General features: G+C 60.9%; 9 protein-coding genes. 5 read left to right on the forward strand and 4 right to left on the reverse strand.

Translation table 11 applies throughout. The features are described 5' to 3' along the window. Positions 1-192: 192 nt before the first annotated feature. Positions 193-777, forward strand: coding sequence for a DUF2889 domain-containing protein (locus tag ABIC50_RS13275; RefSeq protein ID WP_175676717.1), 585 nt, complete (start codon positions 193-195; stop codon positions 775-777). A 177-nt stretch (positions 778-954) separates the two neighbouring features. On the opposite strand, the gene ABIC50_RS13280 is transcribed toward ABIC50_RS13275, so the two are convergent. Together ABIC50_RS13280 and ABIC50_RS13285 are read right to left on the reverse strand one after the other, a co-directional pair. Continuing rightward, the gene (locus tag ABIC50_RS13280; protein WP_011660890.1) at positions 955-1,446 is read right to left on the reverse strand and encodes a flavodoxin family protein; all 492 of its coding nucleotides are present in this window, start codon (positions 1,444-1,446) and stop codon (positions 955-957) included. Positions 1,447-1,684: 238 nt separating this feature from the next. Next, positions 1,685-2,338 carry a TetR/AcrR family transcriptional regulator gene (locus tag ABIC50_RS13285; RefSeq protein WP_354164385.1) on the reverse strand — a complete coding sequence of 218 codons (654 nt, stop codon included), beginning with the start codon at positions 2,336-2,338 and terminating at the stop codon, positions 1,685-1,687. Between the two features lie 83 nt (positions 2,339-2,421). Between ABIC50_RS13285 and ABIC50_RS13290 the strand changes: the two genes are divergently transcribed. The 3 genes from ABIC50_RS13290 (at position 2,422) to ABIC50_RS13300 (ending at position 7,182) form a co-directional block, all read left to right on the forward strand. Beyond that, the gene (locus ABIC50_RS13290; protein WP_354164387.1) at positions 2,422-3,546 is read left to right on the forward strand and encodes an MBL fold metallo-hydrolase; all 1,125 of its coding nucleotides are present in this window, start codon (positions 2,422-2,424) and stop codon (positions 3,544-3,546) included. Positions 3,547-5,462: 1,916 nt separating this feature from the next. Beyond that, positions 5,463-6,158 (forward strand): AAA family ATPase, encoded by a 696-nt coding sequence (locus tag ABIC50_RS13295; protein ID WP_098553043.1) that lies wholly within the window; start codon positions 5,463-5,465, stop codon positions 6,156-6,158. Further along, positions 6,151-7,182: a ParB/RepB/Spo0J family partition protein gene (locus ABIC50_RS13300; RefSeq protein WP_354164390.1), complete on the forward strand. Its 1,032-nt coding sequence runs from the start codon at positions 6,151-6,153 to the stop codon at positions 7,180-7,182. Before ABIC50_RS13295 ends, ABIC50_RS13300 begins: the two co-directional genes overlap by 8 nt. Positions 7,183-7,274: 92 nt before the next feature. Here ABIC50_RS13300 and ABIC50_RS13305 read toward each other — a convergent pair whose 3' ends face one another. Then, a complete protein-coding gene (locus ABIC50_RS13305; RefSeq protein ID WP_354164393.1) occupies positions 7,275-8,591 on the reverse strand; it encodes a replication initiation protein in 1,317 nt (438 codons plus the stop codon). 2,458 nt (positions 8,592-11,049) lie between these two features. Here ABIC50_RS13305 and ABIC50_RS13310 point away from each other — a divergent pair. Next, the gene (locus ABIC50_RS13310) at positions 11,050-11,376 is read left to right on the forward strand and encodes a DUF4148 domain-containing protein (RefSeq protein WP_175734349.1); all 327 of its coding nucleotides are present in this window, start codon (positions 11,050-11,052) and stop codon (positions 11,374-11,376) included. Positions 11,377-11,592: 216 nt separating this feature from the next. Here the strand turns inward: ABIC50_RS13310 and gcvA are convergent, their stop codons facing one another. Beyond that, the gene (gene gcvA / locus ABIC50_RS13315; RefSeq protein WP_354164395.1) at positions 11,593-12,495 is read right to left on the reverse strand and encodes a transcriptional regulator GcvA; all 903 of its coding nucleotides are present in this window, start codon (positions 12,493-12,495) and stop codon (positions 11,593-11,595) included. Positions 12,496-12,607: the final 112 nt, after the last annotated feature.

A 12,607-nucleotide genomic window follows, 5' to 3' on the forward strand; every position in this document is an offset into this window, starting at 1 on the left:
CGCGTCGATCGCTGTCGGTATTCAATTAGTTGCGTACGCATCGATCGTCGATCGTACGGCGGCACCGGAAAATGCGTAGTATGACCGGATCGACATCGTCTGCGGCCTGTGGTGGTTTCGCTACGCACCGATCAGCCAACGACATCGTTGTCGAATGCAAAAAGACCCGGTTATACGAAACGGAGCGGTTACATGAATCCCCGACACGACCTCCCGCACGACGGCATTACGCGCGAAGAGATTCACCATCGGCAGATCGACATGCGCGGCTATCGCCGCAGCGACGGCCTGTTCGAAGTCACGGCCTGTCTCGCGGACCGCAAGCCGCGCGATTTCACCCCTCCCGGCGGCACGCGCACAGTCGCGGCGCTGGCCCCGATTCACGACCTCGGCGTGACGCTGGTGTTCGACGTCGACATGATCGTGCGCGCGGTATCCACGTTCATCCGGTCGCATCCTTATGCGCAGTGTCCGGGCGGCGGCGATACGTTGCAGGCGCTCGTCGGATTGCGCATCGGCGCGGGCTGGAACAGCGAGGTCCGCAAACGCCTGCCGTCCTGCGACACGTGCACCCATCTGAAGGAAATTCTCGGACCGGTCGCGACCGCGGCTTATCAGACGATGGTCGGCGTGCGGCCGTCGTCGCTGAATTACCGGGACGACAACGGAAAGCCGCTCAAGATCGACAGCTGCTATGCGTATGGCGCTTCGCGCGATCTCGTGAAGCGCCTGTGGCCCGAATACCATCAGCCGACCGTGTCGCCCCAGGGCGACTAGGGCATCGATACTCGACAGGGCCGCTGCGGCGAACGGCGATGCGAGTCGCAGCCGCCACGTCGCGCGAACAGTGCACTTCGCTTGAACTCGATGCGATTGGAGATATAACGGCAGGCGTCGCGCCGCGGTCCTTACGTGCAGCTGCGGCACCGCTTCGACCCGGTTGATCGCCGATGATCAGAACACGCCGAGCGCGAGCCCGGCAGCAAGACCCGCGCCGATCTCCGCGCAGCGCGCGAGATCCTCGGCGCCGATCGTCTTCGGCGCGAGGATCCGCTCCGGCGTCTGCGCATGGGTGCAAACGATCAGGCCCGGCGCAACATTCCTGAGCCGCCACCCGGTCGCGATCCGGTCGATCTGGCGCAGCGCGTTCTGTCCGTCGCTGCCCGCGCAGATCATCGCCGCATACGGGCGGCCATTCACGCGATCGAGCGCCGCGTAGTAGCAGCGATCGAAGAAATCCTTCATCAGCCCGGACATCGCGGCGAGATTTTCCGGCGTCGCGAACAAATAGGCGTCGGCGGCGAGCACGTCGTCCGCGCTTGTCGCATCCGCACGCTGCAACCTCACGTCGACACCGGGCTGCTCGCGCGCTGCACCCGCGGCCGCTTCGGCCATCTGCTGCGTGCCGCCGGTCATCGTGTGATAGACGATCAACAGCGTCTTCATCGGTGTTCGCTCGGGTTGGGGTTCATATGCGGCGGCCATACGCGTCGGTGCGGCTCATACGGCTCATACGGCTCATGCGGCGCAAAAGGCTTAATCGGCTCAAGCGGGCAATCTCCACGGGTATGCCCGATCCTGCACTCGCCCGTCGTTGCGTGGCGATTTCTTCCAAGCGGCGGATGGACCGCGCATCGAGTAAAACGACGCGCCCGGTGCGCTTCGCGCGTCGCATGGTGCACCCTCAGCCCTGCCGTGCACCTAACGCACCGCCGTGATCCGGACGCGCGTAGTACGCAAGAAACATGTCGGCGGCCGTTTCCGCGACCTTCTGCTGTTCCTGTGCGCCCAGCGGCGGCTGGCCCATCGTCACCTGCGGCCAGAACGCGAACGCTTTCACGATCCCGTGCAGCTGATGTGCGGCGAATACGGGATCAGTCGCCGCCAGCCGGCCAGCCGCCGCGGCCGCACGAATCCATACCGTCACGTCCTCTTCACGCTCGCCCATGCGTTCGACCATGTCGCGCGCGCGTTCCGGCGAGTGGATGGCCGCGCCGATCGCGACGCGAGCGAGCGCGAGAAACGCTTCGTCGTTCAACAACCGCAATTTGCGCTCCAGCAGTGCGAGCAACTGATCACGCAGCGGCACGTCGGCGCAATAGGCCGGCGCGCCGGCGGTCAGCGTCGCGTCCCACAGCTGGTGCAGGATCGCTGCGAACAATGCTTCCTTGCCGGGGAAGTGGTTGTAGACGGTGCGCTTCGACACGTCCGCGCGCGCGGCGATGCGATCCATGCTGGTCGCGTCGTAGCCCGCCGCGCGAAATTCCTCGATCGCCGCGGCGAGAATTGCCGCGCGCTTTCGGTCAGTCATGCGCTGGGGGGAAGTGCTCGTATCCATGCAAAAATTTTACACCGCTGAGTTTACTTTTCCCAGGGATAAACTACACTGCTCAGTGTACTTTTATTTCCGGACAGATCGACATGGCTTCGCCCCTCGTTTTTCTTCATCGCGTACTGGGTTTCGCCGCCGCCAGGCGTGGCCGCACGCTGTCCGGCGAGTCGCCGCAGCACAATGGCGAACGCTTCAGCAACGTCGCGCCGCGACCGGTCGAAGGCTTCGGCAAGACGCTCGGCATTGCATGGAACATGCTGGTCAACAAGCCACGCAACACGGTTCCGACTGCTGCCCTGCCGATCGATTCGCTGACTCGCGAGCAACTCGACGCGGCCCATGACCGTAGCCTGTACCGGCTGGGACATTCGACGCTGCTGTTTAAGCTGCGCGGTGAGTTTTGGCTGACCGATCCGGTATTTGCCGAACGTGCATCGCCGTTTCGGCGCGTCGGCCCCAAGCGCTTCCATGCGCCGCCGATTGCGCTCGAGGATCTCCCGCCGTTGCGCGGCGTGATCCTGTCGCACGATCACTACGATCACCTCGACCGTGACACGGTGCTCGCGCTTGCGGCCACGACTGGCGTGTTCGTCACGACGCTGGGTGTCGGCGACCGCCTGATCGAGTGGGGTATCGACGCGAAGAAGGTGCGCCAGCTCGATTGGTGGCAAAGCATCGACATCGACGGCCTGACGCTGACCGCAACACCGGCGCAGCACTTCTCCGGCCGCAGCCTGTTTGACGGCAACAGCACGCTGTGGGCGTCCTGGGTCATCGTCGCCGACGATCTACGCGTGTTCTTCAGCGGCGACACCGGTTACTTCGACGGTTTCCGGACAATCGGCGAACGTCTTGGGCCTTTCGATGTGACGTTGATCGAGACCGGCGCATACGACCCGCAATGGCCCTACGTGCACATGCAGCCGGAAGAAACCGTGCAGGCGCACATCGACCTGCGCGGACGCACGCTGATACCGATTCACAACGGCACGTTCGATCTCGCGATGCATCGTTGGCAGGAGCCGTTCGAGCGCGTCACGGCGTTGGCAATGGTGCGCGGCGTCGAGCTGTCAACGCCCAGGATGGGCGAGCGGCTCGATCTGACCGAGCCGCATCGCGGGGAACGGTGGTGGCGAACCGTCGATGACGCAGAAAAGGCGCAAGCAGCTAAGCCGCGCCGGTGGCAGCTGTGCGCATCGGAGACGACGAAGTAGGTTTGATGGCCGGGGCGCTCCTCGCTAGGAGTGTTGCGCTGCGTTGGGGCGTGAGCCGTGGCGGCGGACTCTTCAATTGCGTGTCGGTGACGATGGTCGGCCGGAAAAGCAGACGTTCGGCGTCGGCCGAGAGCTATTCGGTCGGCCGACGATGCCGACGCGCTTCGCCTCCCGTATGCAGACTCTCTAGATTCCGGATTCGCCCGCCGCGCCACGATAGACACGCCGATCACCTCAGGTTGTCTACGGAATCACATGTCGCTCGACCTGCCTTGGGGCGCACTGTAGAGTCAACATAGCCAGCCTCGAGCTTTGGCTTCTCCCGACATCCCGTCAGTTCGCGATCCTACACGCTCGTTGTCACGTGACAACTGGCGATCGAGAGGAAACTGCATCGACTGAATTCTTCCCCCGACTGTTCGGCGCGCTGCATCGGGTCGCTGGTATGTCGATCGGGTTGCATTTGTCTGCGATGCGTGTTTTTCACCACGAAACACGTATCGTACGATACGATTTCGCACCGACGATCCTTGCTCGCAGCCAATCTCCCGTGCGGAATTCATGCGCCCCCATTTTGCCGGCAGATCATGCGCATTTTGCGTGAAACAACATGAAGAAAGTGGCGCAACCCATTGCCAGACAAGGGTTTACGAAGACACCCTGTTTTTCAGAAATGTTTCACGACCCTGCGGATCCACGTCGCTTCGTGTCGCCGGACATATGAATTTACCTTCAAAAGAGGAATCGTCACGCGAGGCTACGTGACAGGATGCCGATGTCGGGCCTCCATCAGACCACTCGCTGATACAACAAGCTCGGGAATATCTGCCCCTCCCCTGCCCCGGGGTTGTTTGCTTCGTGGATGCTGAACTGGCGAATTTATTGGGGTCATATCATCAACGCTAGGATCTAGGCCGGCATGCACTCGGAAGAGCCCACGCCGGTGAAGGATGCCACCAGAAGGCGCCAGCCACCCGGCTAGTGGAACAGAATACGACGTGTACGCTCCGGCTCACATAGTGCGCTTCGTCCAAGACCGCATGCGCGCCACACCGCTATCACGCTGGTCATTCCCGGAACGAACCGCACCGGTTGTCACGTGACAACCGCTCGCCTACATCGAACGCCGACCCGCGACCGGGCACAACTGGCCAACATCGCTTCGTGTCTCTCCCAGATCCCTTCACGGTAGCGATCTCTACCGTGGGCGCGCTCGGGCAGAAGACGTCCGTCCTCAATCGTCAGTGCGAGGTTGTCACGTAACAACCCACCCGTCAGTCGCAGTCGCAGTCGCAGTCGCAGTCGCAGTCGCAGTCGCAGTCGCAGTCGCAGTCGCAGTCGCAGTCGCACGAGCACGAGCACGAGCACGAGCACGAGCACGAGCACGAGCACCAGCACCAGCACCAGCACCAGCACCAGCACCGACAGCCATGTGCGAGCAGAGATAGTATCAATGAGAAAAGTGGTTTTACCGGAATCATCGCGGCACATCGAATCCGCGCGCCGCCCGGTGATCCATATTTGAATACCCCGACCAGCCGAATTGACTTGTCACGTGACAACTGCGGATTCCGGCGCAGTTTAGGCTCGCAAGTCGTTAGCAAAACAGCATCAGCACTTGCCGCACAAGAACCAAACCGGGCGCCTACGAACTATTCCGATTTCTCGCCCTCCCATCGACGCTAAAGCCCCAGTATTTTCATTAGCGCCTCTTAGGGAGTTTCATCCCGAACGAAATTTTTCATCCGTTTTTATTTTTGATTCGCCCGCAACTCCCCCAAGAACTTCTTAGCCGTTCGACCGGCTTGTCACGTAACAACCACACCCCTCCGTAAAACTCGTCTTTTTATCTACCACTTTTCTGGACTTTTCCGCAATAACTGCATATATTACGCAAAACTCCTTGGAGGAATTTAATGGCTTTCAAGATCGCCGTGAGCAATCAGAAAGGTGGTACTGGAAAGACGACCATCTCCGTCAATATCGCGGCAGCCTTCGAGGCCGGCGGCAACAAGGTCGCCTTGATAGATGCCGACCCTCAAGGCACGTCGGTCAGATGGGTGACGAGCGGCGAAAATACGCTCCCGATGACAGTGCTGTCGCTGGCCCCCGCCGGGCGTGGGATCGGCGGCGAGATCAAGAAGCAGGATGCGAATTTCGATGTAATCGTCGTTGACTGCCCGGGCAACCTCGAGGATCCGCGCATCGCATCCGTGCTCGAAGTGGCGGATTTCTGCCTCGTGCCGCTGTCGCCGTCACCGGCCGACCTGTACAGCACTGTCGCGATGATTCGCATGATCGAATCGATGCGTTCCGTTCGTAACCCGAATTTGTCTTCCGCGCTGATGCTGAATAGCGTCAATGGAAAAACTAAAATGCGTGAAGAAATTTTAAAAATTCTAAGGGCAGAAGAAATAGGGGAGCATCTGCTGGACAGCCAGATCGCGCAGCGCGAGGTTTACCGGCAGACGTTCGCCCTCGGTACCACGATCCATCACCACAATCGATACCTGAAGGGGCTGAAGGAAGCCCGCGCGGAAATCGAGAGACTGGTCACCGAAATGGCCCAATACATCGCGTCGACGCGCGCTACGGGAGCCGCACATGGCTAAGGAAACATCGAAGGACAAGAAGCCGACCGGCAACCTGCATCTCGCTGCCGGCCTGCTGCGCGGGCTCGCGCAGGAAAACGCGGCGCTGGAAACGCGCCTGCCTGAGCCGCCGCCGGCATCGGACCCCACCGCCGAAGCCGCAACCCCCGCGGCCCCGACTGCCGCCACGCCCGCCGACGCGCACGATCTCGGCGCGCCGCAGAGAGTCGCGGTCAAGGACTGCATCCCGAACCCGTTCAACCCGCGTGTGTTCTATTCGGAGTCGAGCCTGCACGAGCTCGCGCTGACGCTGAAGCGGGAAGGGCAGATCGAGCCGATCAAGGTCACGCGGCTCCCGGAATTTCCCGGCAAGCTCGTCGTGATCGACGGGCAACGCCGTTTGCGTGCGACGAGCATCAACGGCGACGAGACGATCAACGCGACGTTCCGCACGGACCACACGCCCGAGCAGCTCTATACGATCGCGTATCGCGCCAACCACGACCACGAACGCCAGACGATCTTCGACGACGCGGTCGCGTGGAAGCGGCTTCTCGACGAAAAGGTCTTCCCCGACCAGAACACGCTCGCGGAGAAGATCGGCAAGGACAAGGCATCGATCAGCAAGACGCTGTCGCTGAACGCGCTCCCGAACACGCTGCTCGAACGGATGGCCAGCGCGAACGACGTGGTCGGCCTGCAGGCGGCGTACTTCCTCAAGCTGATTTTCGAGCGCCTGGGCGAACCGGCTGCCGACCGTTTGCTCACGGCGGTGATCGACCGGAAAAAGTCGGTACGCGACCTCGAGAATTTCCTGCGCGCGCAGAGCGACGGCAACAAGAAGACGGGGCGCACGCGCTACAGCGTTCGTCACGATTTCGCGCTCGAATCGCGCGCGATCGGTCAACTGAAGACCTATCCGGACGGGCGCCTGGATCTGCAACTGAAGGGCGTCGACGCGTCCCACCAGGAATCGCTCGCCGACCGGCTCAAGACCGTGATCGACGCATATGTCGCCGAACTGGCGGTAGCGGCGCAAAAATAAGCGCCGCAGGCAAGGGCCTCGCACCTGCACGGCGCCGCGTAGCCGGACGCAGTCCGGCGCGCGACGCATCCCAGGCGCGAGGCCTCGAACGATCAGTTGGTCGCGAGGCTGCTTTTCAGCAGGAATTCCAGCAAGTCGTCCGAGGTCGGTTCGCCCCAGGTATCGAGCGCCAGCCACCGGAAGAAACTGGTTTGCGCCAGCTTGCTCGCCTTCTTCTTCGGCGATAGCGTGAGATCCTTCGAACCGGCCACCGTCTCGTTGTAGCGCTCGATCAGCTTGGTCTGGTCGTCGATCTCCAGTTCGCGGAAATACGCACCGGCTTCGTCGACCTTCGCGGCCAGGTATTTGTCGCGAATCTGTTCCTGCTTGCTCTGCGCGGATTCCCTCGCCGGGGCGGCCGTTTCGGTCCCCTGCCCATCAGCCAGCGTATAGCCGTGCGTCAGCGCCTTGCGGAAATACGCGGCCACGTTGTCGATCGGCGCCGCGTTCTTCTTCGTAGTCCGATTGAGCGTATAGGCGATTGCCGCCTTGATGCGCTGCACGCCGTACTGCGTGATCAACCGGCGCGCTTCCGAACGCGGGATGCCGAACTTGGCGACCTCGTCGACGAGCGCTTCGTTCTTGACGTCGCCTTCCTCGACCGTATCCGCGCTCTGCTTGCGCGTCACCTTGAACTGCACGGCCTCCACGCTGCGACCTGACTTGTGTTCGATCAGCTCGAGCGTATGGTCGGAAACTTCGTTCACCTCCTGAATGCACGGCACCAGGACCTTGCTCTTGAAGAGCTTGTACTCCTTGTAGGACTGCGATGCCTTGTCCTGACCGAGAATGAGATCGCGGAATTTCGGCAGCGGAATCTTCGCCGTGATGCCGATCCCTTCGTAGCGCACCGTGTTCTCCCACAGCGCGAGCGAGTGCGAGCGCCGAAACTCGCGCGCGATCCGCATATCGATGAGCGCGTAGATTTCCGGATTGAGCAGCTCGCTGCGAATCTGGTCGGAGAAACTGTACTTCAGCACCGATTGCTCGAGCTCGGCGCCGGCGAGCAGGCCCGACGCCTTCCACACCGTCGAGCGGTCCGCTGCAAGGTAGTCCCAGTTGACGACGGTACTGATCAGCGAGTTGACCGTGTCCTTCACGTACTTCGTGTTGTTGCTGTTCAACCCGCTCTCGTGCGAGAGCGCCGCGATCGAGATCGAGAAGCTCGTCCGGCCGGGCTCGAACGCTTCCTGACGAAGGGCGTTCTTGATCAGCGAGCTGAACATCTTGCGCTGCTGGAGACCGATCTTTCCGGACTTCGGAGCGATATGAATGGCCTGGACCGCCTTGCGCAGCAGATCGGGAGGCTCGGGCGTCTGAAATAGCGAAACCTGCTTGTCGGAGCCTTTGATTGCGGGCTTACGCGGCATCGTGATGTCCGGAGAAGGTGACCGTGTTGATGGCGGACTTTATACCTTTTCCAGCCGGTGAGCAACGTCTCTTTCTCCAGTATCACTTTCAATACCATGCCTAACTTATTGTCATTAAAGGGAAATTTGCCGTTTTTAGATCTGCGCGAAGCCCCATATCCATATACCTTTCCGCCAAAAATAGCTCCCAAATCCTGCTACCTGTGCAGTTCGCCATCAGGATCCGGCACGAGACTTGCCCAATCGAAGGTACCCATTCATGGGAAACAATTCACCGGAACGGGATTTGCAAACCGGATTCGTGGTGCCCTGCAACACACTCCGCGCGCTCCCATAACAGACTACCTTTAATGCTTCCCATGAATGGGTACCTGACGAGAGCCGCCGGTTGGGCGGTTTGTCTTCAATCGTGTCCAGCGGACGAAAATAACCCCCATGGATGACTACCTTGCGAATTCCCCATAGAAGGTAACCTTTCCGTCTCCCTGATCCTGTCTATGGGACTCTACATCCCGAGGGCCGAGCAAAACGAGATCGCTCGGTCCGTGCAGGCGCCCATAACCGGCTACCTAAAGTCCATCCCATAACCGGCAACCTCACATAAAATGCTGTGCCGCAGGCCGCCGACGGATCGGGAAAAAGGCACCATAAATGGCTACCAACGGATTCCCCCATAGAGGGCTACCTGAAGCATTTCCGGGCCGAAATCCCATAACAGGCTACGCGTACCCCATATCCACAACCCCCATTTCCCACAACTCGGTACCCCATTCCCCAAATCCACAGACCTGAAGCCCCATACTCTTCCGCCTGTGCCCCCATAAATGGGTACCGAACACCTGTCAAACCCTTGCCAGACAAGGCTCTGAGCCGCCTAAAAGTAGTTAAAGAAGTAAACGTTGTTTACAAAAGATGTAAACACACGTGTGCCTCTGGAGAAACACAACCCCCATAAACCGCTACCAAAGCCAGTCCGCAGCGCTCCGCAGGCACAGGAAACCGCCTCTTCGGCCCATGCAACCCTCGATATCTGGCCTCCCTCTGCAAGGCTCCCAGCCCCAACAAGGCTTTCCAAGGAGGTGAGTACCCACTCACAAGCACTCAAACGTAGAAACTTATGGGAGGAAATCGCCGTTTGCGGGACATAGGTACCCGCGTATGGGACCCAAGAATGGCCGTCCCGCTCTATCTCGCATCCGGGATTACCCGCAGTAACTGAAGCCTGCGCTACACAGGGGAGCGCCCTCGGTTTTCCCTCCCGGCAGTGAGAAATCGCCGAAATCCACTCGCAAGTGGATTTTTTGTCGTCTGGGCTGGGGCTTCCGTGGATAAGTCTTCGGCTATCGCCAGCCTGGCCAATCGGCACTTTTCCAATCGCTGGCCTGTGTACTGACGAAATGGGTCGGCGTCTCCGCGGGCACCCGGCCTCATAGTTTTCTACCTTTGGACGGAACCGGAACCGGTACGGCTTCGTGATTGGGGAGACAGCAACCGCTGGCAGCTGGATGTCCGAACGTGAGGCGGCCGGCATCAACCAAGCTCACCTCCATCGGATCCGCGCTCGAATCCCGAATATCCTCACCGTCGGAAAATGCCGCGTCCTGTAAAAGCTCACCGACAAGGTGTTCCTCGGATGGGCAAATCGGGTGCGCGACGCCACCGCACCAGATGCGCCCGCCCAATGGAAACGCTGTGACGCAGACGCGCAGCGCAGCACGTGCCGGCATCCTCGTCCCACAGGCTCAAGACTCGTTGCGACGCCGAGCGGTGACGAAGCCTTCGCATTCGCACATGCAAACGCACGATGCAAGCTCTTCGCGCAACCGTGAACGAAGGTCAATCCAAGCATTCACCCTGTGCGGCGACGACGTCTCTAGTTCGCCAACGTCACTCCCACAACTGGTAACGAAGCGCCCCGAACAGGTAGCCATGCATTCAGCGAGCGGCTACCCGATCGTTCGCTTTGCATCGTCTGTACATGCCGGGGATCACATCGAACTCGGCACCGAACGAAGCGTGCCCGTTTATGGGATGAACCGCCGCTCACGCGACCACGAATCACAGCCAGGCACACAGACTTGCAAGTCGATAGGTGATCCGGTTCACGAAGCGACGATCACGTTGCGCGAGCGGTTAATTCCGCAGGTGAAACAGTCAGCCTCATACGAGTGCACGACATCTCGTCCGCATAGGCCATCTGCATCGTATCGACGGAATAGTCCGGTTCGTCACACGGTTGCTGCGCTCATGATCGTCGCGCCCGATGCAGCGCTCCGGTCCCAGCGACACGATCTCTCCCATACGTGTATCCCCAACATTGTGCACACGATGGCGCCACATTTTTTGCAACGCGGTTATGATGCAAAGGCCCTGGTCGCAGCATGAAAACCGACCGGGGGCAGGGGCGGTATCTCGATGCATTTTCACTCCGTGATCAATCAGAATAGAGAGCTCAGCGATGCGAAACCAGATCAAAAAATTCACGCTGGCTGCTACTGCAGCAGCCTTCCTCTTCGGCTCCGCCGCGCCGGTGTTCGCGCAGACCGACGCCAGCAGCGCACCGGCCGCCTCGGCCTCGGATGCGAAGGCCGCGAAGCGTGAGGCGCGCAAGGCAGCACGGGCACAACGCAAAGCCGAACACAAGGCTGCGCGCGCGAAGAACACCGCAGAACTGAAGAAACTCGAAGACGCTGGTTACAAGCCGGCGGCTAACGATCCGAACTATCCGCAGAACCTGCAGAAGGCCGAGAAGAAGGCAGGCGAAGCCGCTGCCGCCAGCCAATAAGCCCGCTTCGCGGAAAAGACCCCGGCTCGAGCCGGGGTTTCTTGTTTGTGCCGCGCAAACATGCGGCGCGTCGTGGCTACCAAGCAGGTAGCATATCCGTATCAATTGATTCGGTATCCTCTGTACCTTGGTTGAGCGAGTCGATATCCGGGCGCGACTTCCAGCATGTTCATATCAGGGCCGCCGCAACGGCTTGACCACCCACAGCCCGCATAGTCAGTGCCGCGCGTTCGCCGCCGCGTTCCCCGTCGTTTTCAACCAGTCCTTGAATGCCCGCACCGCCTCGTCCTCCGCGCGCGCAGCCGCCACGTAGGTGAAATAACGCCATGGCGGCAGCGCCGGTTCGCTAAACGGTTGCACCAGCCGCCCTTCGGCAATGTCGTCCGCGACGAGCGCGATCGGCCCCATCGCGACGCCGAGGCCGTCGAGCGCACCTTGCAGCGTCAGGTAGAAATGCTCGAGCGTGAGCGAGTGCCGCGGCACCAGATTCGCGTGCCCGGCCGCCGCGAGCCATTCAGGCCACATGCCGGGATAGGTCGCCGCATGCAGCAGCGTGAAGCCGGCGAGATCGGCCGGTGTACGCAACGGTCGGCCCTCGAGCAGCTTCGGCGCGCAGACGGGCAACCGCACTTCCGACAGGAATTCCTCGGCGACGTATCCGTCGATCGCCTGCGGGCCGCCGCGGACGATCAGGTCGACCTTGTCGCGCAACTTCTCGATCGGCTCGTTCGACGTCGACAGCCGCACCTCGATGGCCGGATGAGCAACCTGGAACGACGACAGCTTCGGCACGAGCCAGCGCAGCGAAAACGTCGCGGGCGCGCTGACGCGCAGCACGCGTTGCTGCCCCTGGCCGAAATGCTGCGCGGTGGCAAGTGCGATCCGGTCGAACGATGCGCCGACCTCGGCGAGGTACGCGCGACCGGCATCGGTCAGCTCGACCCGCCGGTTGTGCCGTTCGAACAGCGGCCGGCCGAGCCATGCTTCCAGCTGCTGGACATGCCGGCTGATCGCGCCATGCGTGACGCACAGCTCATCGGCGGCAAGCGTGAAACTGCCGAGCCGGGCCGCGGCTTCGAACGCGCGCAGCGAATTCAATGGTGGGAGTCGTCGGGCCATTTCATCGTTTCGCGTGAATTTTACTCACATGAATGCTCAGATTTAATCGTTTGATCGGGCGATGCTGCTCCGCCAATATGGCACACAAATGGCCGATGTGGCCGCAGTACGT

Origin of the sequence: Burkholderia sp. 567, assembly GCF_040545115.1 — a bacterium.
GTDB lineage: Bacteria > Pseudomonadota > Gammaproteobacteria > Burkholderiales > Burkholderiaceae > Burkholderia > Burkholderia ambifaria.